This window comes from Streptomyces sp. NPDC015171 (assembly GCF_043079545.1).
Lineage (GTDB): Bacteria > Actinomycetota > Actinomycetes > Streptomycetales > Streptomycetaceae > Streptomyces.
This window is the reverse complement of record NZ_JBIBUO010000002.1, coordinates 869096-895446: the sequence shown is the minus strand read 5'-3', so window position 1 is coordinate 895446 and position 26351 is coordinate 869096. Positions and strand designations below refer to the sequence as shown.

The 26351-nt window shown below is 74.9% G+C and carries 23 protein-coding genes and 2 pseudogenes; 13 read left to right on the top strand and 12 right to left on the bottom strand.

Annotated elements, in window-relative coordinates; all coding sequences use genetic code 11:
* From ACF073_RS08405 to ACF073_RS08385, 5 genes and pseudogenes are all read left to right on the top strand, one after another.
* Window positions 1–162: hypothetical protein (locus tag ACF073_RS08405; protein ID WP_392067727.1), on the top strand; the 162-nt coding region annotated here is incomplete at its 5' end.
* Window positions 163–164: 2 nt separating this feature from the next.
* The gene (gene gnd, locus ACF073_RS08400) at window positions 165–1043 is read left to right on the top strand and encodes a phosphogluconate dehydrogenase (NAD(+)-dependent, decarboxylating) (protein ID WP_392067693.1); all 879 of its coding nucleotides are present in this window, start codon (window positions 165–167) and stop codon (window positions 1041–1043) included.
* Between the two features lie 6 nt (window positions 1044–1049).
* A complete protein-coding gene (locus tag ACF073_RS08395) occupies window positions 1050–1643 on the top strand; it encodes a histidine phosphatase family protein (RefSeq protein ID WP_392067692.1) in 594 nt (197 codons plus the stop codon).
* A gap of 135 nt (window positions 1644–1778) precedes the next feature.
* A pseudogene (locus tag ACF073_RS08390) lies at window positions 1779–3241 on the top strand (membrane-associated oxidoreductase).
* Between the two features lie 87 nt (window positions 3242–3328).
* The gene (locus tag ACF073_RS08385) at window positions 3329–3994 is read left to right on the top strand and encodes a TetR family transcriptional regulator (RefSeq protein ID WP_392067690.1); all 666 of its coding nucleotides are present in this window, start codon (window positions 3329–3331) and stop codon (window positions 3992–3994) included.
* Between the two features lie 103 nt (window positions 3995–4097).
* Here the strand turns inward: ACF073_RS08385 and ACF073_RS08380 are convergent, their stop codons facing one another.
* The 4 genes from ACF073_RS08380 to wecB are packed head-to-tail and all read right to left on the bottom strand — an operon-like array spanning window position 4098 to window position 9868.
* Window positions 4098–6290, bottom strand: a complete 2193-nt coding sequence (locus ACF073_RS08380) for a glycosyltransferase (protein WP_392067688.1) — start codon at window positions 6288–6290, stop codon at window positions 4098–4100.
* Window positions 6287–8104, bottom strand: a complete 1818-nt coding sequence (locus ACF073_RS08375; protein WP_392067686.1) for a hypothetical protein — start codon at window positions 8102–8104, stop codon at window positions 6287–6289. The genes ACF073_RS08380 and ACF073_RS08375 overlap by 4 nt, the downstream gene beginning before the upstream one ends.
* On the bottom strand, window positions 8104–8787 hold the full coding sequence (locus ACF073_RS08370) for a class I SAM-dependent methyltransferase (protein ID WP_392067684.1): 684 nt from the start codon (window positions 8785–8787) through the stop codon (window positions 8104–8106). Before ACF073_RS08370 ends, ACF073_RS08375 begins: the two co-directional genes overlap by 1 nt.
* The gene (gene wecB, locus ACF073_RS08365) at window positions 8780–9868 is read right to left on the bottom strand and encodes a non-hydrolyzing UDP-N-acetylglucosamine 2-epimerase (RefSeq protein ID WP_392067683.1); all 1089 of its coding nucleotides are present in this window, start codon (window positions 9866–9868) and stop codon (window positions 8780–8782) included. The genes ACF073_RS08370 and wecB overlap by 8 nt, the downstream gene beginning before the upstream one ends.
* Before the next feature lie 131 nt (window positions 9869–9999).
* On the opposite strand from wecB, the gene ACF073_RS08360 reads away from it, so the two are divergent.
* The 3 genes from ACF073_RS08360 to ACF073_RS08350 are packed head-to-tail and all read left to right on the top strand — an operon-like array spanning window position 10000 to window position 14108.
* A complete protein-coding gene (locus ACF073_RS08360; protein WP_392067681.1) occupies window positions 10000–11451 on the top strand; it encodes a glycosyltransferase family 4 protein in 1452 nt (483 codons plus the stop codon).
* Between the two features lie 55 nt (window positions 11452–11506).
* The gene (locus tag ACF073_RS08355) at window positions 11507–12904 is read left to right on the top strand and encodes a nucleotide sugar dehydrogenase (RefSeq protein ID WP_392067680.1); all 1398 of its coding nucleotides are present in this window, start codon (window positions 11507–11509) and stop codon (window positions 12902–12904) included.
* Between the two features lie 55 nt (window positions 12905–12959).
* Complete coding sequence (locus ACF073_RS08350) at window positions 12960–14108, top strand: glycosyltransferase (RefSeq protein ID WP_392067679.1); 1149 nt, start codon at window positions 12960–12962, stop codon at window positions 14106–14108.
* 9 nt (window positions 14109–14117) lie between these two features.
* On the opposite strand, the gene ACF073_RS08345 is transcribed toward ACF073_RS08350, so the two are convergent.
* The gene (locus tag ACF073_RS08345; protein ID WP_392067678.1) at window positions 14118–14708 is read right to left on the bottom strand and encodes a TetR/AcrR family transcriptional regulator; all 591 of its coding nucleotides are present in this window, start codon (window positions 14706–14708) and stop codon (window positions 14118–14120) included.
* A gap of 57 nt (window positions 14709–14765) precedes the next feature.
* Here ACF073_RS08345 and ACF073_RS08340 point away from each other — a divergent pair, with 57 nt between their 5' ends.
* Window positions 14766–15704, top strand: coding sequence for an NAD(P)-dependent oxidoreductase (locus ACF073_RS08340; protein ID WP_392067676.1), 939 nt, complete (start codon window positions 14766–14768; stop codon window positions 15702–15704).
* A 97-nt stretch (window positions 15705–15801) separates the two neighbouring features.
* On the opposite strand, the gene ACF073_RS08335 is transcribed toward ACF073_RS08340, so the two are convergent.
* Window positions 15802–16239, bottom strand: a complete 438-nt coding sequence (locus ACF073_RS08335; RefSeq protein ID WP_392067674.1) for a PPOX class F420-dependent oxidoreductase — start codon at window positions 16237–16239, stop codon at window positions 15802–15804.
* A 90-nt stretch (window positions 16240–16329) separates the two neighbouring features.
* Between ACF073_RS08335 and ACF073_RS08330 the strand changes: the two genes are divergently transcribed.
* From ACF073_RS08330 to ACF073_RS08320, 3 genes are read left to right on the top strand one after another with little or no spacing between them, the layout of a single operon-like run.
* Window positions 16330–16911: a TetR/AcrR family transcriptional regulator gene (locus ACF073_RS08330; protein WP_392067672.1), complete on the top strand. Its 582-nt coding sequence runs from the start codon at window positions 16330–16332 to the stop codon at window positions 16909–16911.
* Window positions 16908–18257 (top strand): MFS transporter, encoded by a 1350-nt coding sequence (locus ACF073_RS08325; RefSeq protein ID WP_392067670.1) that lies wholly within the window; start codon window positions 16908–16910, stop codon window positions 18255–18257. Before ACF073_RS08330 ends, ACF073_RS08325 begins: the two co-directional genes overlap by 4 nt.
* Before the next feature lie 50 nt (window positions 18258–18307).
* Window positions 18308–19558, top strand: a complete 1251-nt coding sequence (locus tag ACF073_RS08320; RefSeq protein ID WP_392067668.1) for a serine hydrolase domain-containing protein — start codon at window positions 18308–18310, stop codon at window positions 19556–19558.
* Between the two features lie 58 nt (window positions 19559–19616).
* On the opposite strand, the gene ACF073_RS08315 is transcribed toward ACF073_RS08320, so the two are convergent.
* Window positions 19617–20762, bottom strand: coding sequence for an NAD(P)/FAD-dependent oxidoreductase (locus tag ACF073_RS08315; RefSeq protein ID WP_392067667.1), 1146 nt, complete (start codon window positions 20760–20762; stop codon window positions 19617–19619).
* A gap of 131 nt (window positions 20763–20893) precedes the next feature.
* Complete coding sequence (ribA, locus tag ACF073_RS08310; RefSeq protein ID WP_392067665.1) at window positions 20894–21565, bottom strand: GTP cyclohydrolase II; 672 nt, start codon at window positions 21563–21565, stop codon at window positions 20894–20896.
* Window positions 21566–21604: 39 nt separating this feature from the next.
* Between ribA and ACF073_RS08305 the strand changes: the two are divergent.
* Window positions 21605–22276: pseudogene (locus ACF073_RS08305) on the top strand (creatininase family protein); the annotation flags it as partial.
* Here ACF073_RS08305 and ACF073_RS08300 read toward each other — a convergent pair.
* The 4 genes from ACF073_RS08300 to ACF073_RS08285 all read right to left on the bottom strand — a co-directional run bounded on the left by ACF073_RS08300 (window position 22249) and on the right by ACF073_RS08285 (window position 26343).
* The gene (locus tag ACF073_RS08300; RefSeq protein WP_392067663.1) at window positions 22249–23619 is read right to left on the bottom strand and encodes a YbhN family protein; all 1371 of its coding nucleotides are present in this window, start codon (window positions 23617–23619) and stop codon (window positions 22249–22251) included. The pseudogene ACF073_RS08305 and the gene ACF073_RS08300 overlap by 28 nt on opposite strands.
* The gene (locus ACF073_RS08295; protein ID WP_392067726.1) at window positions 23616–24614 is read right to left on the bottom strand and encodes a methyltransferase domain-containing protein; all 999 of its coding nucleotides are present in this window, start codon (window positions 24612–24614) and stop codon (window positions 23616–23618) included. Before ACF073_RS08295 ends, ACF073_RS08300 begins: the two co-directional genes overlap by 4 nt.
* Before the next feature lie 155 nt (window positions 24615–24769).
* A complete protein-coding gene (locus ACF073_RS08290) occupies window positions 24770–25948 on the bottom strand; it encodes a glycosyltransferase family 4 protein (RefSeq protein ID WP_392067661.1) in 1179 nt (392 codons plus the stop codon).
* Window positions 25945–26343, bottom strand: coding sequence for a 6-pyruvoyl tetrahydropterin synthase family protein (locus tag ACF073_RS08285; RefSeq protein WP_392067660.1), 399 nt, complete (start codon window positions 26341–26343; stop codon window positions 25945–25947). The genes ACF073_RS08290 and ACF073_RS08285 overlap by 4 nt, the downstream gene beginning before the upstream one ends.
* Window positions 26344–26351: the final 8 nt, after the last annotated feature.

Below are 26351 nucleotides of genomic sequence, written 5' to 3'. Positions count from 1 at the left end.
AACATCGACTCCTTCGACCAGTGGGGCGTGGAGCTGGGCAAGGTCCTGGCCAAGCGGGTCGAGCCCGCCCTCACCGAGGGCGCCGAGGTCCCCGGACTCGACCCGTCCACGAAGGCCCTCGTCGCCGCCTACCGCACTCTCAAGAACGCATCGGAGAACTGATCATGCAGCTCGGTCTCATCGGTCTCGGCAAGATGGGCGGCAACATGCGCGAGCGGATCCGCCGCGCCGGCCACACCGTCATCGGCTACGACCGCGATCCGGACGTCTCCGACGTCAAGAGCCTCGCCGAACTGGTCGACAAGCTGGACGCGCCCCGCCATGTGTGGGTGATGGTCCCGGCCGGCACGGCCACCCAGACCGTCGTCGACGAGCTGGGCGACCTGCTGTCCCCCGGCGACACGGTGATCGACGGCGGCAACTCCCGCTGGACGGACGACGAGAAGCACGCCGCCGCGCTCGGCATCAAGGGCATCGGCTTCGTCGACGCCGGTGTCTCCGGCGGTGTGTGGGGCCTGGAGAACGGCTACGCGCTCATGGTCGGCGGCGACAAGGAGCACGTGGAGCGGCTCCGGCCGATCTTCGACGCGCTCAAGCCGCAGGGCCCGTACGGCTACGTCCACGCGGGCCGGGTCGGCGCCGGGCACTTCTCGAAGATGGTCCACAACGGCATCGAGTACGCCATGATGCAGGCCTACGCCGAGGGCTGGGAGCTGCTGGAGAAGGTCCACTCGGTGGAGAACGTCCGCGAGGTCTTCCGCTCCTGGCAGGAGGGCACCGTGATCCGCTCCTGGCTGCTGGACCTCGCGGTCAACGCCCTCGACGACGACGAGCACCTGGAGAAGCTGCGCGGCTACGCGGAGGACTCCGGCGAGGGCCGCTGGACCGTGGAGGCCGCCATCGACAACGCGGTGCCGCTGCCCGCGATCACCGCGTCGCTGTTCGCGCGGTTCGCCTCCCGGCAGGACGACTCGCCGCAGATGAAGATGATCGCCGCGCTGCGCAACCAGTTCGGCGGCCACGCGGTCGAGAAGAAGGGCTGACCCGCCGTGGGGGACCTCCTGCTGGTCCGCCACGGTGAGACGGAGTGGAGCAGGTCGGGACAGCACACCAGCTGGACCGACCTGCCGCTGACCGGGCACGGCGAGGAACAGGCCAAGTCCCTCGCCCCGCTCCTCACCGGCCGGGCCTACGCACGCGTGCTGGCCAGCCCGCTGAGCCGCGCGCTGCGCACCGCCGAACTGGCGGGCCTCTCCGGGGCCATGGCCGACCCCGATCTGCACGAATGGGACTACGGCGGCTACGAGGGCGTCACCACCGTCGAGATCCACCGCACCCGCCCCGGCTGGGACCTGTGGACCGACGGTGTGCCGCCGGGCCCCGAGGGCCACCCGGGCGAGTCCCCGGAAGAGATCGGCGCCCGCGCCGACCGGGTCCTGGCCCGCCTCGACGCGGCGCTCGCCGGGGACAGCGGGGACGTCGTCCTCGTCGCCCACGCCCACTTCCTGCGCGTCCTCACCGCCCGCCGCCTGGGCCTGCCGCCCGCCGAGGGCCGGCTGTTCCAGCTGGCCACGGCCACGGTCAGCCGCCTGTCGACGGAACACGGCCGCCCGGTGATCGCGGAGTGGAACGTCCGCCCCTGACACCCGGGCCGTCCTCGACCGCCCTCGCACGCCCCCGCCCCGCCGCTGCCGGCCGAGCGGGGGCGTGCCGGCGTCCGGGCGCGGAGGGCGCGGGCGGATTGACAGCCGCTTCCGCCTCGGGTCAGAGTCCCGCGGGTGGAGATCAACGATCTGACGGCGGCCGAGGAGCGGGTGTGGCGGGCGTTTCCGCGGGGTGAGGCCGTGGACTTCCGGGAGGGGGCCGACGAGGACCCCGCCGAAGGGGGCGCTGGGGTGCCGAACGGACCGTGCGGGCCGAGGTGTTGCGGGCGCTGCTGCTCGACGGACCGCGGCAGGACGGGGAGATAGCGTCGCTGAGCCTGGCGGGTGCCCGGATCACCGGCCGGCTCGATCTGCAGTACGCGGCCGTCGACCATCCGGTGCGGCTGCGGCACTGCCACTTCGACCAGGCCCCGCGGTGCTATGCCGCGCGGCTGCGCGAGCTCAACCTCAGCGAGTCCGTGCTGCCCGGGCTCGTCGCCCACGCCGTGCAGGTGGACGGCGTGGTGCGGCTGACCCGCACCCGGTTCCTCGGCCTCGTCCGGCTGGGCGGCGCCCGCATCAGCGGCAGCCTGTACCTGGAGAGCGCGCAGGTGACCGCGCCCGAGACCGAGGAACCCGTGCTCCAGCTCAACCAGGCGGCGATCGGCGCCGACCTGTGGGCGCCCGGACTGCGCACGGAGGGCCAGATACGGCTCAACGGCGCGGTCGTCGCCGGGTCGTTCAACCTCAACGAGGCGCGGCTCAGCCATCCCGGGCACGCCGCGCTGGACGCGGAGACGTTCGCCGTCGCGGGCGACATGCTGCTCCGGCACGCGCAGGTGCGCGGCTGGGTCGGTCTGCGCGGGGCGCGGATCGCGGGGCGGCTCGACCTGTCGTACGCGTTCCTGTCGCACCCGGGCCGTTCCGTGCTGCGGGCCGGCAGCGCGACCATCGGCGAGCTGTGGCTGCGCAAGGCCCCGCCCATGGAGGGCGCGCTGAATCTGCGCCGGGCCCAGCTCGACGTCCTGCTGCTGGAACCCGAGTCGGTGCCCGACGAGGTGCTGCTCGGCGATCTGACGTACACCTCGCTCACCCCGCACGAGCCGGCCGAGCGCCGGCTGCCCATGCTGGAGCGGGAGCGCGACGGCTACGCGCCGCACGCCTACGAGCAGTTGACGGCCGCCTACCGCAGGGTCGGCGACGATCACGCGGCCCGGCTGGTGCAGCTCGCCAAGCAGCGCCGGCACCGCCTCACCCTGCCCTGGTACGGCCGGCTGTGGGGCCTGGTCCAGGACGTGACGGTCGGCTACGGCTTCCGTCCGCTGCGCGCCGCCGGCTGGCTGCTGTCGCTGCTGGCCATCGGTGCCGTCGCCTTCGCGCTGCACCATCCGCAGCCGCTGAAGGCGGGAGAGGCGCCGCCGTTCAACCCGGTGTTCTACACGCTCGACCTGCTGCTGCCGGTGATCTCCTTCGGGCAGGACTCCGCGTTCGCGCCGCGGGGCGCCCACCAGGTGCTGGCCTACGTCTTGGTGCTGACCGGCTGGATCCTGGCGACGACGGTGATCGCCGGTGTCACCCGCACCGTCAGCCGCCAGTGAGACCCCGCGTGCCGGGCCGTGCTCCTACAATCACCGGCACCGCACGAGCACGCGCCGGGCAGGCGCCGCACGGCCCGAAGGAATCCGATGAGCAGCGCCGAAGAACCCGTACGACCCGGCGGGCGGATGCGCGACGCCGCCCGCAGCAGGGCCGAGATACTCGACGCGGCCACCCAGGAGTTCGCCCGGGCCGGCTACGACGGCGCCCGGATCGACGAGATCGCGGCCCGCACCCGCACCACGAAGCGGATGATCTACTACTACTTCGGCGGCAAGGAGCAGCTCTTCACGGCCGTCCTGGAGCGGGCGTCCGGGGTGATCAGGGACGCCGAACAGCGGCTGGACCTCGAACACCTGGACCCGGTGGCGGCGATCCGGCGCCTGGCCGAGCTGACCTTCGACCACCATGAGCGGTACCCGGACTTCATCCGCCTGGTCAGCGTCGAGAGCATCCACGGCGCCGAGCACACCGCGGCCTTCGAACGGCTCGGCCGGATCGGCTCCCCCACGCTGGACACGATCCGCCGCATCCTCGCCGCGGGGCGGGAGTCCGGGCTGTTCACGGCCGACGTGGACGCGGTCGACCTGCACGCGGTGATCAGCTCGTTCTGCTTCTTCCGGGTGACCGGCCGGCGCACCTTCGGCGCCCTGTTCGGCCGTGATGTCGCGGACCCGGCGCGGCGGGAGCACTACCGGGCCATGCTCGGGGACCTGGTGATCGCCTACCTCACGGCGGAGCGGACGGCCGGCTGACGGCCGCGCCCCCCCCGGCCGCGCGCACGCCCTCGCGCGGTCCCGCACGGCGCGGGGGCACCGGCCGGCCAGGGCCGGCCGGTGCGCCGCGCGCGGGGAGGCGTCAGCCGCTCACCACCAGCTCCGTCCAGGCCGCCGCCACCCGGTCCAGGGCGTAGGACTCCCGTACCTGGGCGCGGGCGGTGCGCGCGGCCAAGTGCCAGGTCTCCTGCGACGCGCCGAGTCCGGCGATCGCCTCGGCCATCGCGACGGGCGAGTCGTGGATCCACCGCCGGTCGTAGATCTCGTCGGCGCCCGGCCAGGGCAGCAGCGCCGGTACGGCACCGGAGGCCATGCCCTCGGCCGGGGAGAGGTGGAAGCTCTCGTCGTCGCTGGTGGACAGGACGTGCCCGACCCGGCGCAGCCAGCTCGCCACGTCGGCGCCGAACTCGTCGAAGACGACCGCTCCTTCGAGCAGCTCGGAGGTCTGGATGCGGCGCAGGATCGCCTCGTAGTGCGCGCGCTCCTCCGGTTTGTTCCAGATCCACCAGTACTCCCATGCCGGCTTGGACTTGACCGACAGGTGCCAGCGGCGGTCCCGGGCGCGCAGTGCCTCGAGGACGTCCAGGCCGAGGTCGAGGCGTTTGCGGCTGGGGGCGATGCCGATCATGCCGAGGCGGTGCCGGGCGCCGGGCGCCTTGGGCCGGTCGAGCTGGTCGGCGTCCACCCAGTTCGGGACGACCACCACCTTGGACTCCGGCCAGCCGGTGTGCTCCAGGGTGCGGCGGGCGTAGTAGGGGCTGACGCAGATCACCCGGTCGACGGCGTCGATGTCGACCTGCCCCGGCCACTCGGCGTCCAGTTCGAACCGGTGCAGCCGGATCACGAGCCGGCTGCCGCGCCGCTTGTGGCGGCTGTACCAGACGGCCGCGGGGCCGCACCACTCGACGACCACCACATCGGCCCAGTCGGCGAGTTCCCGGCTCGCGGCCGGGTCGTGCCGGGCCAGCGCGGGCCAGGCGTCGACGCGTACGTCGAGTCCGGGCAGGGCGCGGAAGTGGTCGAGGATCCGGGTGAGGAACTTCAGGTCGTGTCCCGCGACGCCGATCCTGAGCGGTCGGGTGCGCAGGGTCACGGCGGCGGGCGCGAGCGGGAAGGCCCGGTCGAGGTGGCCGCGCCAGCGGGTGGCGGCGGTCCCGAGGGTGTACCGGCCGGCGGCCTCACGGCAGCGGTCGGCCGCGAGCCGGCGGGCCTCGGGGTCGCGGGCGGCGCGGGCCACCGCATCGGCGGCGTCCTCGGGTCCGGCCCGGCCGGGCACGAAGAGGGGGTAGTCGGCGCCGAGCAGCGCCTCGTGCACGGGCGTGCGGTTGAGGACGACGGGCAGCCCGAGGGCGCCGAACTCCAGTACCTTCGTGGACAGTTCGAGGCTCGCGTCGAGCAGCGGATCGCGCCAGCCGAGGCCGAGGTCGCAGTCGGCGGCGATGCGCATGGCCTCCTCGCGGGGCCGGCCGCCGTGGTGGACCACGCCGAGGGTGCCGCCGTGCAGGGCCCGGTACATCGCGTCCTGGAACGCCGGATGGCCGGGGTCGTCGTGGATCTTGTCGCCGACGGTGTGGAGTTCGGCGCGCACGCCCCGCTCGGCCAGCAGGGCCGGCAGCCGGGTCATGGGCAGGGTGTTCCACAGCGGCGCGAACTTGCCGGTGTAGACGAGACGCAGCGGATCGTGCGGCCGTTCGTGGTCCGGGACCGGGAAGCCGGGTTCCGGCACGGCGGGCGGGCAGAGCACGCTCCGGCCGCAGGCCTCGGGCACCCAGGTCTCCAGGAAGCAGCGCAGCTCCTCCGTCTGGCACAGCAGCCGCTTGGCGGCGGTGGCGATCCGGGCGAGTTCGGCGCGGGCCCGCTCGTTCATGGCGGCGGCGGACTGCGGGATGTCGGTGAGGTAGGCCCAGATCCGCCCGTCGAAGTGGCCGTCGGCGACGACCCGGTTGACGAGCCTGCGTCCGCGCAGCACGAGCAGGTCGCAGGGCTCGTCCTGGTCGAGCCGGGTGAGCAGCTGCGAGGCCTGCACCGGGGACAGCGGCCGTCCGGACTGCCCGGCGACCAGCCCTTCCTCGGCGGGCCGCACCAGGGTCACCCCGGGCAGTCCGGCCAGCGGATCGGTCAGCCGCCCGGTCAGCACGGGCGACTTGAGCACCAGCCGGGTCTCGCAGCCGGCCAGCGACAGCGCCTGCACGGTCGACTGGGCCCAGACGGCCGAGCCGTCGATCAGGTTCAGGTCCACGTCGCCGTAGACCAGTGCGCGTACCACGCGGCTCATGACGGCTCCTTCCCGCGCACGGCGAACAGACGATGGCCCCGGCCGCACCAGCTCTCGGGCGGCGCTCCGGCCAGGTGCAGGGACCGGCGCACCAGCAGCGGCCGCCGCAGCGCCGGTACGAAGGTGTAGTCGGCGCCGGCCTCGGCGTGGCCCAGCGCGTCGGCGCCGGAGTACTCCTGGGCGCACATCAGGTCGAGCAGCAGGGTGTCCGCACGGTCCTCGGCGAGGTCGGTCCAGTCGGCGATCCAGGCCGCGGTGGGCAGTCCGGTGCGCACGGCGACGCCGGCGGCGTCGAGTTCGTCGAGGCCCGCCGGGTCCGGGACGACCACTTCGGCGGGCCGGTGCTGCTGGCCCAGCACCTGGGCGACCAGCCGGGTGATGTCGTCGCGGTCGCGGGGGGCGGCCAGCACGGCGACCCGGCGTTGCGCCAGCGGGTCGGGGGCGCCGACCAGCCGGGCGAGTTCCGCGAGCCGCACCCGGGTGCTGTCCCACTGGAACGCCTCCCGCAGCCGTTCGCCGCCGTCGCCGGCCGGGTCGAGCCGGGACAGGCACACCCCGGTGTCGGCGTCGAGGACGGCGTCCCAGGCCAGGTGGGCGAGGCCGGGCGCGGCGGAGGCGGGGGCGTCCCGCCACAGGACGGCGCGGCGGCCGAGGGCCCGTGCCTCGGTGAGGAGTTCGGCCAGCCGCCGGTCCAGGTCGGGTGCCAGGCCGGTGCCGGCGAGCGCCCAGGGGCCGTCGCCGGTGCACGCGCTCAGCTGCACCACGACCGCGTCGGGGTCGGTGCGCCGTACGAGCAGCGCGCCGTCGTGCGGGAGCGGCCGGTTCACGACGGCGTCCGCCGCGAAGTCCGCCGCGGTGCGGTCGGTGAGCACGCCCACGAGCACCAGCCGGTCGCGCGGGGTGGAGGAGAAGGCGCGGTGCACCAGGTGGAGGCGGTCGTCGGCGACGACGCGCGGGGTGCCGGACCGGGCGGCGCCGGACGCGGGCGCTGGCTTCCTCGCGGCCCGGCCCCGCCACAGCCCGTACAGCTCGCGCGGCAGCCCCGCCATCCGGCGTCGCGGCGCCCGGGCCGCCGACACCAGCGCCTTGCCGACCCGCAGCGAGGTGGAGCCCTCCAGCATGGCCACCCGGGCCTGCAGCACCTCGACCCGGCCGCGGGCCCCGCGCAGCGCGGAGGCGAGCTGGTCCTTCTCCCGTACGGCGGCGGCCAGCCGGTCGGCGAGGCCGTCCTCGGGGGCGGCCTCCAGGGCGCGTTCCGCCGCCTCGGCGCGGCGCTCCAGATCCAGGTGGCGGGCGCGCAGGGAGCGGGAGACGAGGTCGGCGAGGACGTACTCGCCGGCCATCCGCAGGGTGGTGGCGAAGCCGTCCGCCGGCACCGGGTGCCCGAACCAGTCGTGCGGCGGCTGGAGTTCGTCCGCGGCGAGGCGGGTGAACACCGCGCCGGCGTGCAGGTGCACGTAGTCGAGCGGGGTGGCGCGCAGTATCTGGCAGCGCCGGTCCACCAGGGTGTCCAGCAGCCGGTGGTAGGGCGGTTCGGGTCCGGGGTGGCCGAACAGGAGCAGGCCGCGGCCCCCGGGTCCGATCCGGCCCAGTGCCGCCAGGCAGTCGTCCTCGGTGCCGTGCAGGGCCGGGTCGGGGCCGTACGACAGGAGGATCAGCTCGCCCTCCCCCACGGTCCGTTCGCGGTCGTCGCCGAGCAGGGCGACACCGTCGGGCAGGTGCAGATAGGGCGCGAGGCGCAGGCCGCGTCCCGTGGCGTCCACGACCGTGGTGACGCCGTCCAGGTGCGGGTGGAGCAGATCTGTCAGACGCATCAGCGGATCCTCGTGAAGACGTGGAAGCCGACCTCGATCTCCCGGAAGCCGTACGGCCGGAACTCGGTGTGCCGCAGGCCGAGGGGTTCGAGTACGGCGCGGTAGGCGGCCGTGGGCCGGTGCAGGATGTAGTCGCCGCGGGCCCGGGGGGCGGAGGTGTTCTCGTCGGTGACGATCAGCCGGCCGGTGAGCCGGACCAGGGAGGCCAGGTTGCGCAGGGCCGCCGACCACTCGGCGTCGTCGAGCAGGTGGAAGAGCACGTCGACGCAGAGCACGAGGTCGTACGGCCAGGGGCTGCGCCAGGCGTCGAGGCGGGCCAGGGCGTAGCGCGGGCCGCCGTCGGCGGCGATGGCCTGTGCGACGGCCTCCTCGCTGCCGTCGAAGGCGTCCACGCGGTGTCCGCAGCGGGCCAGGGCGCGGGCGAACCAGCCCTTCCCGCAGCCCGCGTCGAGCACGAACAGCGGTGCGGCCCGGCTGCTGAGGTCGCCGACGAGGCCGAGCAGGGTGCCGAGCCTGAGCGTGTAGAAGAGTTCGTTGCCGGCCCGGTCGAGGCCGATGTGGCCGCCGGAGGCCAGCTCGTCCTGCTCGCGGTGGCGGGCGTCCCAGTAGCCGAGGGTGGCCTCGTCGGCGAGGGCCTCTTCGGCGCCGGGCGCGGCGTCGGGGTCGAGGATGCCGTCAGCCATGGTGCTCCAGCCACCGGGTGACCACGCGGGCGATCCGCGGGCCCGCCTTGCCGTCCCACAGCGGCGGACCCTCGGCGGGCCCGGCCGGTCCGCCGTCGAGCGCCTTGCGCAGGGCCGGGACCAGTTCGTTGTGGCTGACGAGGCGGTTGGTGCCGTGCGAGACGGTGACCGGGCGTTCGGTGGTGGTGCGCAGCGTCAGGCAGGGTACGCCCAGGACCGTGGTCTCCTCCTGGACTCCGCCGGAGTCGGTGATCACGGCGGCGGCGCCGCGCACCAGGCTCATGAACTCCAGGTATCCGAGCGGTTCGAGGAGGTGCACCCCGGCCGCGCCGTCCAGGCCCGCCGCGCGCAGCGCGTCCCGGCCGCGCGGGTGCAGCGGGACGGCGAGGTCCAGATGGCGGGCCGCCTCGGTGAGCGCGCGGGCGGCGGCGCGGGCGGCCTCGGGGTCGTCGACGTTGGCGGGGCGGTGCAGGGTGACCACGCCGTAGCGGCCGGGCAGTCCGTACGCGGCGCGTGCCGCGTCCGGGTCGAGGAGGTCCAGGTGGCCGAGGAGGGTGTCGATCATCGGGTTGCCGACGAGGTGCACCCGGGCGGGGTCGGCGCCTTCGCGGGCGAGGTGGCCGACGGCTTCCGGGCTGGTGGCGAAGAGCAGCTCGGCGAGCTGGTCGACCAGGCGCCGGTTGACCTCTTCCGGCATCGCCATGTCGAAGCTGCGCAGTCCCGCCTCGACGTGCGCGACCGGGACGCCGAGCTTGGCGGCGGCCAGGGCGGCGGCGAGGGTGGAGTTGACGTCGCCGTACACCACGACCAGGGCCGGGGCGCGGGCGGTCAGCTCGGACTCCAGGGCCACCAGCAGGTCGGCGGTCTGCCGGGCGTGGCTGCCGGAGCCGACGCCGAGGTCGGTGTCCGGCCGGGGCAGGCCCAGCTGCCGGAAGAACACGTCCGACATCCGGGCGTCGTAGTGCTGGCCGGTGTGGACCAGGACCTGGTCGCAGCCTGCCGTCCCGAGCGCGGCGACGACGGGTGCCGCCTTCACGAAGTTGGGCCGGGTGCCGACCACATGGAGTACTCGGCCGTTCATGTCCTCGCCTTCCGTCGGCGGACGAACAAGGGGCAGCACAGCGGGAGACGAGGGGAGAGTCCGTGCCCCGGGGGCAGCGGCGCATGGCCACGGCCGAGGCGCGGTGCGCCGGTGCGGCCTACCGTGGCGGCATGTCCCGTCGTATCCCCCGCGCAGTCAGTCTTGCCGCATCCGTGGCCTGGGGCGAGTTGCGGCACGACCCGGTCCGGGCCGCGCTGCTCGGCGTCCGGCTGCTGCCCACGCCGGTGCGGCGCCGGACGCGGCCGGTGGAGCGGTGGCTGTCCGCCCGGGCCGGCGCGACGGGTCCCGGCGCGCTGCCGTCCGCCGTTCGGGTGAGTGCCCCCACCGGGCGGCCGGTGCGGCCCGTGCCCGGCCGGGTGCTGCATCTGGTGACCAACTCGCTGCCGTTCGCCCATGCCGGGTACACCGTGCGCACCCAGAAGCTCGCCGAGGCCCAGCTGGCGGCGGGGCTCGACCCGCATGTGGTGACCCGGATCGGCTTCCCGGTGGCGCGCGGGGTGCTGGACGCCGGGGCCCGGCAGACCGTGGGCGGGGTGCCGCAGCACCGGCTGCTGCCCGTCTGGCTGCCGTACGGGCAGGGCCCGCTGCTGAACCGCAACGCCGAGCTGGCGGGGCGGCTGGTGGAGCGGCTGCGGCCGGCCGTGCTGCACGCGGCCACCGACCACGGCAACGGCCGGGTGGCCCTCGCCCTGCGGGAGGCCTACGGGCTGCCGGTCGTCTACGAGGTGCGGGGCTTCCTGGAGGAGACCTGGCTGACCCAGGACCGGACGCGCAGCCGGCGGGACCCGGTGTACCGGATGCGGCGCGAGCTGGAGACGCACTGCATGCGGGAGGCGGACCTGGTGCTGACGCTGGGGGCCGCGATGAAGGCCGAGATCGTGGCGCGCGGGGTGCCCGGGGAGCGGGTCCTGATCGTGCCGAACGCCGTGGACGAGGCCTTCCTCGCGCCGCCGCCGGACGGGGCGCCGCTGCGCGCCCGGCTCGGCATCGCCCCGGACGAGTACGTGGTGGGCACGGTCGGCAGCCTCACCCCGCACGAGGGGATCGGCACATTACTCCATGCGGGTGTAGAGCTGCGGCGGCGCGGAGTACCGCTGCGGCTGCTGATCGTGGGTGACGGTCCGGAGCGGCCGGCGCTGCAGCTGCTGGCCGCCCGGCTGGGCCTCGACGACGGCGCCGCGCTGTTCACCGGCCGCGTCCCGCACGCCCAAGTACGCGATTTCTACGCGGTGTTGGACGTGTTCGCGGTGCCGCGCACCGATGAGCGGGTCTGCCGGCTGGTGACTCCGCTCAAACCGGTCGAGGCCATGGCGAGCGGGGTCCCCGTCACCGCAAGTGACCTCGGCGCGATGCGAGAACTGGTCGAACCGGAGGTGAACGGACGACTAATTCAGCCCGATTCGCCCCTTGCTTGGGCAGATGAACTCGAAATGGTGCTTTACAGTCATAAGCGGCGACTCGAATGGGGAGCCGCCGCTCGCGCGACAGTCGCGCGGGAACGCACCTGGGACCGGGTCGCCGCGACGACCCGTGAGGCGTACCGCTCTCTCGGATGCGTCTGAGGCACCACGCCCCCACCACCCCCACCAGTCCAGCCGTGAAGGCCGGGTGATCCCTATGCATGTCGAACGGACCCAACCGCTCGGGGACAAAGCGGAACCGCTCGGGGACAAAGCGGAACCGCTCGGGGACGAGGCAGAAACGCTCGGGGACAAGGCAGAACCGCTCGGGGAGCACGAGAGGCAGGGAGAGTCCGGCGAGGTCGAACTCGCCGTGATCGGGCTCGGCTACGTCGGGCTGCCGCTGGCCCGGGAGGCGGCCTCGGTCGGCCTGCGCGTCCTGGGCCTCGACCGCGACCCGCGCGTCGTCGCGGGGCTCAACGCGGGCCGCTCGCACGTCGACGACGTCTCCGACGAGGACGTGCGCCGGATGCGGGAGGCAGGTTTCACCGCGTCCGCCGACGACGCCTGCCTGGCCCGCGCACAGACCGTGGTGATCTGTGTGCCGACCCCGCTGAGCGAGGACGGCGGCCCCGACCTGGGCGCGGTCGTCTCGGCCACCCGCGCGGTGGCCGGCCGGCTGCGCCCCGGACAGCTCGTGGTGCTGGAGTCGACCACGTACCCGGGCACCACGGAGGAGGTCGTCAAGCCGCTGCTGGAGGAGTCCGGACTGCGCGTCGGCGAGGACTTCGCCCTCGCCTTCTCCCCCGAGCGGATCGACCCGGGCAACACCCAGCACGGGCTGCGCGAGACCCCGAAGGTGGTCGGCGGCTGCACCCCGGCCTGCTCGGTGCGCGCGGCGGCCTTCTACGGCAAGTTCGTGAACATGGTCGTCCAGGCCAAGGGCACCCGCGAGGCCGAGATGGCCAAGCTGCTGGAGAACACCTACCGGCATGTGAACATCGCCCTGGTCAACGAACTGGCCATCGTCAGCCGCGAGTTGCAGGTCGACGTGTGGGACGCGATCCGCTGCGCGGGGACGAAGCCCTTCGGCTTCCAGGCCTTCCGGCCGAGCCCGGGAGTCGGCGGCCACTGCATACCCATCGACCCCAACTACCTGTCCTACAAGGTGCGTTCGTCCCTGGGCTACGAATTCCGGTTCGTCGAGCTGGCCCAGGAGATCAACCGGCGGATGCCGGAGTACGTGGTGCGCCGCGCCCAGGACCTGCTGAACACCGCCGGCCGCCCGCTGCACGGCTCCCGGGTGCTGCTGCTCGGGGTCACCTACAAGCCGGACGTCGCCGATCTGCGCGAGACCCCGGCCGAGCCGGTGGCCCGGCTGCTGCGCGAGCGCGAGGCCGACATCGCCTTCCACGATCCGCACGTACCGCGCTGGTCGCTCGACGGTGTGGCCGTGCCCCGCGTGGAGGACCTGCCGGCCGCGCTGCGCGAGCACGACCTGACGATCCTGCTCCAGGACCACTCCGCCTACGACCTGCCGGCCGTGGCGGACACCGCGCGGCTGCTGTTCGACACCCGCGGGCGGATCTTCAAGCCCGGCGTCGAGGTCCTGTAGGCCCCCTCGCCTCGGCATCAGCCGTCGCGTCCGCGCGGAGTTGAAAGGCACTGCCATGCGGATACTCGTCGTCACCGTCGTCCACCACCCCGAGGACGCGCGCATCCTGCACCGGGAGATCGCCGCGCTGCTCGAACGCGGCCACGAGGTGGTGTACGGGGCCCCGTTCGCCGCCCGCGACACCGCTCCCCGGCCGTACGTCGAGGCCGTGGACCTGCCCCGCGCGGCCGGCCGGGACCGGGGCGCGGCGCTGCGCGCGGCCCGGGCCCTGCTGGCCGCGCGCGGACCGGCGGCGGACGTGGTCCTGCTGCACGATCCGGAGCTGCTGCTGGCGCTGCCCGGTACACTGCGCCGGCTGCGCCGGGCGGGACCGGTCCCGGTGACCGTGTGGGACGTGCACGAGGACACCGCGGCGGCGCTGGTCATGAAGGGCTGGGTGCCGCGGCCGCTGCGCCCGCCGCTGCGCGCCGCGGTACGGGCGGCGGAGCGGCTCGCGGAGCGCCGGCTGCGGCTGCTGCTCGCCGAGGACGCCTACCAGCACCGCTTCCGCCGGACCCACCCGGTCGTGCCCAACCTGGCCACCCCGCCGGCCGAGCCGCCCGCGCCGCCCGGCGACGACCGGGTCGTCTACCTGGGCCAGCTGTCCCGGGCGCGCGGAGCGCTCGATCTGATCGCCACCGCACGGCTGCTGGCGCCCGCGATCCGGGTCGAGGCGTTCGGCGCGGCGGATCCCGACGTACGCGAGGCCCTCGCGACGGCCGACCGGGACGGGGTGCTGCGCTGGTACGGCTTCCTGCCCAACGACCGCGCGCTCGCCCGGCTCTCCGGCGCCCTTGCCGGTCTCTCCCTCCTCCACGACCAGCCCAACTACCGGCACTCGCGGCCCACCAAGGTCGTGGAGTACATGGCGCACGGCGTCCCCGTGGTCACCACGCCCACCCCGCTCGCCGCCGGGCTGGTCGAACGGCACGGGTGCGGTCTTGTGGTGCCCTACGGGGATCCGCAGGCCACGGCGGACGCGGTCCGCGCCCTCGCCGGCGACCCGGAGCTGCGGCTGCGCGCCGCCCGGCGGGGCCGGGAGGCGGCCGTGTCGGAACTCAACTGGCGGCACCGGGCGGCCGACTTCGTGGACCAGCTGGAGGCGTGGGTCAAGGAGGGGACGGGCGGGGCCGCGGTCACGCCCGACGCGGCACGCACGGGCTGAACCGGCCGGTCAGGAGGGTACGGCGGCGTCGAGCAGGGGGCCGAGTTCCCGGACGGCCGTGGTGAGGGGCGCGATGTCGCACTCGGCGCGGGCGAGCAGGATCGCGCCCTCCAGGGTGCTGATCATGAGGGTGGCCAGGGACCCGGCCCGCGCTGCGGGCACCCCCAGCTCCGTCAGCGCCCCGGCGACCGGCTCCCGCCAGGCCGTGAAGGCGGCGGCCACCGCCTCCCGGGTCGAGTCGCCGCAGGAGGCGCGGTCGACCGTGGCGGCGGCGACCGGGCAGCCCGCCGCGAAGCCGCCCGCCGTGAACTCGTCGATCCACTGCGCGGCCATCGCCGCGAACAGGCCGCCCGGCGTCGGCCGGTCGAGTCCGGCGACGAACCGGGCGACGCGCTTGCCGGCGTACCGCCCCGCCCACCCGACCGCCTCGTTGACCAGCTGCTCCTTGCCGCCCGGGAAGTAGTGCTGGAGCGAGCCGCGCGGCGCCCCGGCGTGCACGGCGACCTCGCGCATGCCGGCCGCGGCGACCCCGCCCCGCCGGATGAGCTGGGCCGCGCTGAAGACCATCCGCTCCCGCGGTCCGTACCGGCCCTGTGCCATCGCCGCCCTCCGTTCCCCGCCCCTCACTCTATGACCACTGTCATAACGAGGGCTACTATGACGGGTGTCATAGTCGACCCGTGGCGCGAAGGGCGGCCCGCCGTGCACGTCGGATTCATCGGTCTCGGAGTGATGGGCCTGCCCATGGCCCTGCGCCTGGCCTCGGCCGGCACCCCCCTGGTGGTCTGGAACCGGACCCCGGAACGCGCGCACGCCCTGCGCGCGGCAGGGGCCGAGGTCGCGGCGAGCGCCGGCGAGGTGTTCGCGCGGGCGGACGTGGTGCTGCTGATGCTGGCCGACGAGGCCGCGGTGGACGCGGTGCTCGGCCGGGGCACGCCCGCCCTGGCCGCACGGGTCGCGGGCCGGACCGTCGTCCACATGGGCACGACGTCGCCGGAGTACTCCCGCGCCCTGGGGGCCGACATCCGTGCCGCCGGCGGGGAGTACGTCGAGGCGCCGGTCTCCGGTTCCCGGGTGCCGGCGGAGCAGGGGCAGCTGGTGGCCATGCTGGCCGGCGCCGAGGAGGCCGTGGCCGCCGTCCGGCCGCTGCTCGCGCCGATGTGCCGGGAGACGTTCGTGTGCGGGCCGCCGCCCGGGGCGCTGCTGATGAAGCTGTCGGTGAACCTCTTCCTGATCACCCTGGTGACCGGGCTCGCCGAGGCGTTCCACTTCGCCGAGCGGCACGGCCTCGACCGCCGGCTGTTCCTGGACGTCCTGGACGCGGGCCCGATGGCCAGCGGGGTGTCCCGGATGAAGGCGCCCAAGCTGCGCGAGCGGGACTTCGCGGTGCAGGCGGCGGCGCTGGACGTGCTCAAGAACAACCGGCTGATCGCGGGGGCGGCCCGCACGGCGGGCCTCGCCTCGCCGCTCCTCGACGTCTGCCACACCCTGTTCGAAGAGACCGTGGCGCAGGGGCACGGCGGCGAGGACATGGTCGCCGTGGTGCGGGCGATCGAGTCGCGGACCGCCGGGACGCCCGCGACCCGTCAGCCCTGACCCGGCCCGCGGGCCGCCGCACGCACCGTGTCGCGAGCCGCCGAACGGGCCGCCTCCCGGGCCGCCTCCCGGGCCGCCTCGCGGGCCGCCTCCCGGGTCATTTCTTCGGGATGCCGTAGACCCGGTCGACACGCAGCCGCACCACCAGGCGGCGGTCGCGGACCATGGCGGCCCGGTAGTCGTCCCAGTCCGGATGCTCGCCTAGGACGTCCCGGTAGAGCCGGATCAGCTCCTCGACGGTCTCGTCGTGCGGGTCGGCGGCGACCGGGGTCAGTTCGGCCGTGCCCTCGGCGACCGCGTACGCCCAGCGGTCCGCGCTGGTGACGTGGTACGAGACACGCGGGTCACGGCGGAGGTTGCGGGTCTTGGCGCGGTCGTCGGTGACCGAGACCCGGATGATCCGCTCGTCGGGGTAATAGGCGTGGCTGACGTTGGACAGCTGGGGGCGTCCGTCGCGCTTGAGGGTGACCAGTACGCCGGCGTGGCCTTCGGAGAGGAGGCCGAGCAGCGCGTCCTGCGTGGAGTCCTGAGTCATATCCCGATCAACTCGCCGCGCCGCCCCGCGCATTCCCGCACACCCCCAGCGCCGTAGACACTGTCTACGGTTACCTGGTAGACAGTGTCTATGAGCGAGTCAGACATCAGCCTGCGGGACCGTCTCGTCGACACCGGCGTGGAACTGCTGGCCGCCGAGGGCCTGCAGGCGCTGACCCTGCGGGAGATCGCCCGGCGCGCGGGCGTCTCGCACGGGGCGCCGCGCCGCTACTTCCCGACCCATCTCGAACTGCTGTCCGCCATCGCCGGGCGGGGCTTCGCCGACCTCGCCAGGCGGACCCGCTCCGCGCTGGACCGGGAGAGCGGCGGCCCGCGCACCCAGGTCGCCGCGCTGGCCCGGGCGTATCTCCGGTTCGCGCTGGAGCGGCCCGGCATGTACGAGCTGATGTTCCGGCACGACCTGCTGGAGAGCGGCCGGCTGGGGCTCCGGGACGCCAGCCTGCCGCTGTTCGCGCGGCTCGTGGAGCTGATCGGCGCGGCCGACCCCGGCGCCGACGCCCGGAGGGTGGCGGGCGCCCTGTGGGCCAACCTGCACGGGCTGGCCCAGCTGTGGCGCTGGCGCAGTCTGCAACTCGCCCTGGGCGAGGACGACTTGGACCCGCTGCTCGACACCGTCCTGGCCGCGCACCTGGGCACCGGGGACCGCCGGTGAACCGGCCGTGGACGCTGGCGAGCAGCGTGGCGGGTGCCGTGGTCGTCGCCCTGGACGGTACGGTCCTCACGGTCGCGCAGCCCCGTCTGCAAGGGGCGCTGCACGCGTCGTTCGCCGAGGTGCAGTGGACCAGTACCGCCTATCTCGTCGCGGTGGCGAGCCTGCTGGTGTTCGCGGGACGGCTCGGTGACCGGTACGGGCAGGGGCGGCTTTTCGGGCTCGGCATGCTCGGCTTCGGCGCCGCCTCGGCGGGCATCGCGCTCGCGCCCGGGGTGGGCTGGGTGATCGGACTGCGGGCGGTGCAGGGCGTGTTCGGGGCGCTGCTGCAGCCGGCCACGCTGGGGATGCTGCGGGCCGCGTATCCGCCGGACCGGCTCGCGTCGCCGCTGGCCGTGCGGACCAGCGCGATCGGGCTGGCCGCCGCCGCGGGCCCGCTGGTGGGCGGGGCGCTGGTGACCGGCCTCGGCTGGCGGGCGGTGTTCCTCGTCAACGTGCTGCCCGCGCTCGCCTTCGGCCTGCCCGCGCTGCTGCGTCCCGGCTCGCGCCCGGCGCCCGCCCGGACCCCGCTGGACCTGCCCGGGGCCGTACTGCTCGCGGTGACGCTGGCCTGCCTGGTGTACGCGCTCACCGCCCGGCCCGTCCCCGGCGCGGCCCTCGGCGCCGCCGCCCTCACGGCCGCCGCCCTCGTCCGCCGCGAGCGCCGCACGGCGAGCCCGCTGCTGCCGCCTGAGGTGATCGGTTGCCGGGCGGTCGGGGCGGCGCTCGGCATCCTGGTCGCCGTCTCCGCCTCGCTGTTCGGCACCCTGTTCGTCGCCACGTACGTCCTGCAGCGCCGGCTCGGTCTCGACCCGTTCCACAGTGCCCTGTGCAGCCTGCCGCTCGCGGTGCTGATGGTGCTGTCCGCCGCCCTCTGCCCCGCGCTGCTGCGCCGGTGCGGGGCGCGGGCCGCGACGGCCGGGGCGACGGCGGCGCTCGCGCTCGGCGTCCTGCTGCTGTCCCGGACGGTCTCCGTCCCCGGGCTCGCGCTCGGATTCGCGCTGCTGGGCGCGGGGTTCGGCACGGTGATGGTGGCGGCGACGCAGGTGATCGTGCGGGGCGCGGAGGTGACGGTCGCCGGGGTGGCGGGCGGTCTGCAGCAGACCGCGCTGAACATCGGCCCCGCCGTGGGCGTGGCCACGGCGACCGCGCTGCTCGGCGCGGGCACCGGCACGGCGCTGCTCGCCCTCGCGGCCGCGGCCGTCCTCGCGCTGCCCGCGGCCCGCGCGCTGCCGGGCCCGGCCGGCGTCGCGTCGCTCACACCCACCCCCGATGAGCCGGTGGCGGCCGGTGGTCCTGCGCGACGATGAGACGCGAAGGCGCGGGTGCGCACCGCCGAGGACGCGACCGGAGGAGAGCGATGGCACAGCTGCGGCAGGACGTCGAGGCGGCGGAGGCGGGCCTCGACGCCGGGGCGCTCGACCGCCTCGACCGGCACTTCGCGCGCCACGTCGACGAGGGGCGGCTGCCCGGCTACCTGGTGGCCGTGGCCCGCGGCGGGCGGGTCGCCCATCTGACCACGTACGGCCTGCGGGACGTCGCGGCCGGACTGCCGGTCGAGCCGGACACGCTGTGGCGGATCTACTCGATGACCAAGCCGGTCACCGCGGTGGCGGTACTGCTGCTGGCGCAGGAGGGCCGGCTCTCGCTCGACGACCCGCTCGACCGCCACCTGCCGGCCTTCGCCCGCCCCCGGGTGTACGAGGGCGGCTCGGGCGGCGCGGTCCGCACCCGCCCGGCCGCGGGCCCGATCCTGATCCGGCATCTGCTCACCCACACCGCGGGCCTGACCTTCGGCTACTACCACCGCCACCCCGTGGACGCGCTCTACCGGGACGCGGGCCTCGCGTACTCGGTGCCGCCGGGTGCCGGACTCACCGAGACCGTCGAGCTGTACGCGCGGATGCCGCTGCAGTTCGACCCGGGCACCCGGTGGAACTACTCGGTCGCCTCCAATGTGCTCGGCCGGGTGATCGAGGTGGTCTCCGGGCAGCCGCTGGACGCGTTCTTCGCCGAACGGATCCTCGGCCCGCTCGGCATGACCGACACCGGGTTCCACATCGCCGCCGAACAGGCGGGCCGGCTGGGTGAGTTGTACGGCGAGACGGACGAGGGCGGGATCGCGCCGGTGCCGGGGCTGCCGGTGCACGGCCGGCCGCGGTTCCTGTCCGGCAGCGGCGGCCTGGTCTCCTCGGCGCACGACTTCCACCGCTTCATGGAGCTGCTGCGCCGGGGCGGCGAGCTGGACGGGGTACGGCTGCTCGCTCCCGGGACGCTCGCCCTGATGACCCGCAACCAGCTGCCCGGCGGGGCCACCATCCGCTCCTTCGGCGCCCCGGTCCACCAGGAGCCGAGCATGGACGGTCTCGGTTTCGGCTTCAACGTCTCCGTGGTCACCGACCCCGCCCGCACCCTGGCCCCGTCGCACCCCGGCACCTACGGCTGGACCGGCGTGGCCACCACCGCGTTCTGGGTCGATCCGGCCCACGATCTGACCGTGCAGTTCATGAGCCAGGTACGGCCGAGGACGCTGAAGGTCTTCCCGGAGCTGCGGCGGCTGGTGCACGCGGCCCTGGCGGACCGGCCCGCCACCGGCCGAGGGGCGGGGTGAACTCCGGCCCCGTCCCAGCGCGTTCGCCGGGGCGCGGCGGCGGGCGGAGCCGGGTGGGTCAGACCACGTTGGCCTCCGGACGCGGGGCGCCGGCCGCGAACCGGCCGGCGCTCAGCGGGCCGATGTCGAGGAAGGGCGCGCGGCCGAGGTACAGGTCGCGGACGACCTCGCCGACGGCGGGCCCCTGGAGGAAGCCGTGCCCGGAGAAGCCGGTCGCGTAGAGGAACCGGGACACCGTCGACGCCTCGCCGATCAGGGCGTTGTGGTCGGGGGTGTTCTCGTACAGGCCGGACCAGCCGCCGGTGCGGGGCAGGTCGAGGAGGGCGGGCGCGCGTCGCCGCATGGCGTCCGCGAGCCTCGGGATCCAGCGGTCCTGCGGGCCGGTGGCGAAGCCCGGCGGCACGTCCGGGTCGGACATGCCGACCAGCAGGCCGGGACCCTCCCGGTGGAAGTAGAGGCTGCTGGTGAAGTCGATGGTCATGGGAAGGCCGGGCGGCAGGTCCGGCACCGGTCCGGTGACGGCGATCTGCCGGCGCAGCGGCTGGACCGGCAGGTCCACGCCCACCATCGCGCCGACCGCCCGTGACCAGGCGCCGGCCGCGCAGATCACCGTGTCCGTCTCGATCCGGCCGAGGGTCGTGCTGACGGCGGTGATGGTGTCGCCGTGCAGTTCGATGCCGGTCAGCTCGGTGTGGCGCAGGACGCGGGCGCCGTGGGCGCGGGCGGCGCTCGCGTAGCCGTGGACGACGGCCTCCGGGGTGCAGTGGCCGTCGTCCGGTGAGTAGGCGGCGGCCAGCAGACCGTCGGTGGTGATCAGCGGGGAGAGCCGGCGGGCCTCCTTCGGGGTGAGCAGGCGGCTGGGCACCCCGAGGGCGTTCTGCATCCGCACGCTCGTCTCGAAGGAGGCCAGCTCCTCGCGCGTGGAGAGCAGGAACAGATAGCCGACCCGGTGCAGCCCGATGTCCTGCCCGACCTCCTGCTCGAAACGGCCGAACGCTTTCAGGCTGCGCGCGCCGAGCCGTACGTTCAGCTCGTCGGAGAACTGCGCCCGCACCCCGCCCGCCGCCTTGGAGGTGGAGCCGGCGGCGAGTTCGTCGCGTTCGACGAGGACCACGTCGGGCACTCCGGCGCGCGCCAGATGCCAGGCGATGCTCGTACCCATCACACCGCCGCCGACGATGACCACCCGGGCCCGAAGGTTCACGACGCCGCCTCCCTCACCGCGGTTCAGGGTCCCTGCCTGATGCTTTCCGGACCGCCGTCCGTCGAACCGGGAACCGGGCATCCGGTGCGCGGCGGTCGGGGTGGGGCGCCCCGTGCGCCGGGGGCACGGCGTCAGGAGCCGTGCCCGACCGCGTCCAGATGCGGCAGATGGTGGTCCATCCGTTCCCGCTTGGTCCGCAGATAGGTGATGTTGCTCTCGCACGGCTCGATCAGCAGCGGCACCGTCTCGGCGACCTGGACACCGTGCTGGACCAGCGCCTCCCGCTTGCGCGGGTTGTTGGACATCAGCCGTACCGAGCGCACCCCGAGGTCGCGCAGGATCTCGGCGGCGACACCGTAGTCGCGGGCGTCGACCGGCAGGCCGAGCGCGAGGTTCGCCTCCACCGTGTCCAGGCCCTCCGCCTGCAGGGCCATCGCGCGCAACTTGGCGAGCAGGCCGATGCCGCGGCCCTCGTGCCCCCTCAAGTAGACGACGACGCCGCTGCCTTCGGCGACCACCGAGCGCAGCGCTGCCTCCAGCTGGTCGCCGCACTCGCAGTGCCGGGAACCGAACGCGTCTCCCGTCAGGCACTCCGAGTGCAGCCGGGTCAGCACGTTCTCGGTGCCGATCTCGCCGTACACCAGGGCCACTTGCTCGTCACCGCGATCGTGGTCCAGGTAACCGATCGCCTGGAATTTCCCGTACACGGTGGGCAGCGGTGCATTCACCACGCGTTCCGCACCCGAACGCCGCGAGGACTTCTTGCCGACTACGCCGATGTTGACGCCGGTGTTTTCTGTCATGATCTGATTCCTAAGCAGAGACGAAAGGCCGTGAAAAAGATGAGTGGTTCGGGCGCGCGTACGGCGGCGTACGAAGTGGCGAACGGCGTGATGCCGACGGACACCGCGGAGGACGTGCGCACACGGGGGGCGGGCGTTTCAGCACAGGTCGCCGTCCTTCCGGTCGGGAGCTTCGAGCAGCACGGCCGGTTCCTTCCGCTGGCGACCGACACGCTGGTGGCCTGCGCCGTGGCGCGGGAGATCGCCGCCAGGTACCCGGTGCACCTCCTTCCCCCGGTGACGGTCTCCTGCTCGCACGAGCACGCGGCCTGGCCGGGGACCGTCAGCATCTCCTCCGTGACCCTGCACGCGGTGGTCTCGGACATCGCCGCGTCGCTGCGCCGCTCGGGCGTCGACGCGCTCGTCGTGGTCAACGGGCACGGCGGCAACTACGTGCTGGGCAACGTCGTCCAGGAGGCGTCCGCACGCGGCGAGCGGATGGCGCTGTTCCCGGCCGCCGAGGACTGGGAGACGGCGCGGGAGCGGGCCCAGGTGGTCACCTCGCTGCTCACCGACATGCACGCCGGAGAAATCGAGACCTCGATTCTGCTGCACGCTCACCCCGAATTCGTCCGCCCTGGCAACGAGACCGCCGATTTCACCGCCGACGACCGCCGTCATCTGCTCACCGTGGGAATGTCCGCCTATACCGAATCGGGCGTCATCGGCCGTCCTTCCCTGGGTTCGGCGGAAAAGGGAAAGGCGCTGCTGGAGAGCCTCGCGGAATCCTTCGAGTCGTATTTCGCACTGGTCACCTCGGCAGCGGGCCGCGCATAGCCCGGAGCCGTCCTGCGGCCGGGGCCCATGGGGGCGGCCCCGGCCGGCAGGCGGTCCCCGGACGGACGGCGGCCGGCCGCGGGAGCGGGGGCGCACGCCGGGACGGGGGCGGCGGGTGCGGAGGCGGTGGGTGCGGTGGCTCCGCCGCGCAGGCCCGCGTACCAGCGCCGGACCAGGACGACGGCGCCGGGCAGGCTCGCCGCGAAGCTGAGCACGCCGTAGACGACGGCGACCGCGATCCCGGTGTCCGCGCCGAGCCCCGCCGCGCCGAACGCCCAGGCGGTGACGCCCTCCCGGGGGCCGAAGCCGCCGATGTTCAGCGGCAGGCCCATGGCCACCAGGGCGAGCACCGCGATCGGCAGCAGCACGGCGACCGGAGCGGCCGAGCCGGCGATCCGGGCCGCCACGACGAACATGGCCAGATGCCCGGCCAGCACGATCGCGGAGGACAGCCAGACACCCGGCCCGCTCTGCCGGGAGGCAAGGCCGCCGCGGGCCTCGCCGAGGGTCTGGCGCAGGGCGCCGCCCCGGCGGGCCGGTGCGCGGTTCATCCGGACGGCGAGGACGACGGCGAGCGCGCCGACGGCGGCCAGGGCAGCCAGCGGCGCGAACCCGCGGACCTCGGCGCGCACCGGGGACGGCAGGGTCAGCAGGAGCGCCGCCCCGGCCACGGTCAGCGCGAGCTGTCCCGCCACCCGCTCCAGGACGACCGCCTTCACCCCGCGCCTGAGGTCACCGGCGCTCTGCCCGTGCCGGACCGCCCGGTGCACATCGCCCAGGATGCCGCCCGGCAGGGCCGCGTTGAGGAACAGCGCGCGGTAGTAGTCGGCGACGGCCGGGACCAGGGGCAGCCGCAGCCGCAGTCCCCGGGCGACCAACTGCCAGCGCCACGCGCTGAACACGGTGGTGACCAGGCCGATGCCGAGCGCGGCCAGCACCGACACGGTGTCGATCCGGCGCAGCCCGTCGAGCAGCGCCCCGGTGCCGAGCCGCCACAGCAGGGCGGCCAGGATGACGACGCCGGCCGCGGTGCCCGCATGCGTGCGCAGGGCACGGGAGCCGAGGCGCCGGCGGGCGGGGGTCTGCGCGGCGGGGGCGGGGGCCGGGGGCGCGGGCGCCGTCCGCGGGCGGGCCGGGTGCGCGGACGCCACGCACGTACGGGCCGGGCCGGCGCCCGGGGTCACGCGGGCGCGTACCGGATCCGCCGGCCTCGTTCCGGCCGCCGCCCGTGCGCTCATGCCGTACCGCCCCGCGGCCCGGGCAGCGCCAGCAGGTCGCTGTGGTGGACGGTGACCCGCAGGGTGCCGGCCGCGCAGTCGGCGAGCCGCGCCTCCAGGTACCGCTCGGCCGGGCCGCGCAGCTCCGGGCGCTGTTCGACGGCCGCGCCCACCCAGCCGCGCAGCCACTGCTCGGTCAGCGCGGCCTGCGCCGGGCCGAGCCGCCACGGGCTCGGGTGCAGCCGGACCGTCGCCCCGCGCTCGGAGAACACCTCGCAGGCCACGGTGACCGCGTCCGGGCCGAGCATCCCGGTGCGCCGCTGATGGGCGTTGAACGCGTCGGCGATCTCGGCGTCCAGCGGGTCCGCCGGGGCGAGTTCGACGCGCCCCGCGACGGAGAGGGTGAGCAGGGCCGGGCAGCCGGCGCCCGCGCAGGCGTCCGCCAGCGTCTCCAGTTCCTCGCGGGTGAGGACGTCGAGCAGGGCGGACGCGGTCACCAGCGAGGCACCGGACAGCGCGTCCGGGGTGAGCCGGGCGACATCGCCGCGCCGGGTCTCGACCGTGACGCGGCTGCCGTCGGCGGCGGCGCGCGGTGAGGCCACGGCGGCGAAGTGCAGCAGGTAGGGATCGTGGTCGTGCAGGATCCAGTGCTGGGCGCCGTCCAGACGGGGCGCGAGCCAGCGGCCCATCGACCCGGTGCCGCAGCCCAGGTCGTGCACGACGAGGCCGCCCGGCCGCCCCTGGTGGCCGGCCAGCCGGGTCCGCAACGGGTCGAGCAGGTCCTGCGAGCGGGCCGCCGCGTCGGCGACCTCGCGCAGCTGGAGCCACTCGGGCGCGTACCGCGGCGGCTCCTCGGTGCTCTCGTCCCGCAGCCGTACGGTGGCCCGTTCGCCGGTGCGGGCCACGGGTCCGGCACCGGCGACGACGGCCCGGCCGGCCGTGCCGCCGGCGAGCGCACCGGCCCTTGCGGCAGCCGGGGCCCGGTCCGGTTCCGCCGTACCCGCACCCGTGTCCATGGCCTCCACGCCCTGCACCTCCTCGCTCCGCGCCCGCGCGGACTCCGCCGCGCCGGGGCCCGGCTGAGCCGGAATCAGCCCACCGGCCGCCGGCTGGACCGCCACAGCGGCCCCGTCCGGAATGCCGCGGCTCCCGCCGCTCCCGCCGTCGCTGGTCATGCGGCCCTCCTCGGTGGTTCGGGGAGCCGCTGGAGGACTCCGGCAAGGCTGCGGGCGGTGGCCGCCCAGCCGTCGAGCGCGGCGCGGCGGCCCCGGGCCGCGGCCTTGAGGCGGCGGCGTACGTCGGGTTCGCCGAACCAGCCGCGCAGTTCGGCGGCGAGCGCGGCGGGGTCCTCCGGCGGGACGAGGATGCCCGGCACCCCGCCGTCCGGTGCGCGGCCGACGGCCTCGGGCAGGCCGCCGACATCGGTGGCGAGGACGGGGATGCCCCGGGCGAGGGACTCGGTGACCGCCATGCCGTAGGTCTCGGCGTAGGAGGTGAGGACCATCAGGTCGGCCGCGGCGTAGGCGGCGTCGAGGCCGGCACCGGTACGCGGGCCGCTCAGGTGCAGCCGGTCGGCGAGGCCGTGCCGGGCGATCAGCTCGCGCAGCTCGGCGACGTACCCGGGGTCGTGGCCGAGGCCGCCGACGCACTCGCAGGTCCAGGGCAGGTCCCGGACCGCCGCGAGCGCCTCCACCAGCCGGTGCTGGCCCTTGCGCGGGGTCACGGCGGCCACGCACAGCAGCCGGGAGACGCCGTCGGTGCCGGGCGCGAGGGGCGCGATGTCGGCGCCCGGCGCGGCCACGTGCACCCGGTCGGGAGCGAGCCCGTGGTGGGAGACGAGCCGGCGGACCGCCCAGTCGCTGGTGGCGATCACGGCGGGCACCGCGCGCAGCACCGCCCGTTCGCGGGTGTCCAGGTCGGCGGCGACGGCCGGGACGAGTCCGGTCTCCTCGGCGAGCGGCAGGTGGACGAGGACCGCGAGGCTCAGCCGCCCGGCCTCGGGGACGACGATCTCGGGGACGCCGCAGGCGACGAGGCCGTCCAGCAGGACGACGGTGCCGTCGGGCAGTTCCCGGAGCGTGCGGGCGAGCGCGTCCCGGGCGGTGCGGTCGGGGCGCGGCCAGCTGCCGTGCACCGCGTGCCGGGTGACCTGCCAGCCGAAGCCGGGCAGGTCGAGGCAGACCCGGCGGTCGTAGGCGTTGCCGCCGCTGGGCGCGGCCGGGTCGTCGACGCCGCCCGGCATCACGAAGTGCACGCTGCGCAGGGACATGGGGATGATTCCGGCGTTCTCGGCGGCGGGCTGTACGGGCACGTAGGCGAGACGGGCCCGTTCCACGGTCAGGTCGGTCACAGGCCACGCTCGTAACTCGCCCAGGCGATGTGCGACTCGTGCAGGGTGACCGCGATCCCGGCCAGGCCCCTTGCCCCCTCGCCCAGGGCGCCCTTGTGGACGCGTTCGGCGAGCCGGTCGGCGATGACCTTGGCCAGGAACTCGGTGGACGTGTTGACTCCGGCGAAGTCGGGCTCGTCGTCGAGGTTGCGGTAGTTCAGTTCGGCGGTGACGGCGCGCAGTTCCTGCGTGGCCAGGCCGATGTCGACCACGATGTTGTCCTCGTCCAGCTGCTCGCGGCGGAATGTCGCGTCGACGAGGAACGTGGCGCCGTGCAGTCGCTGCGCGGGGCCGAACACTTCGCCGTGGAAGCTGTGGGCGACCATGATGTGATCGCGGACGGTGATGCTGAACAACGGACGAC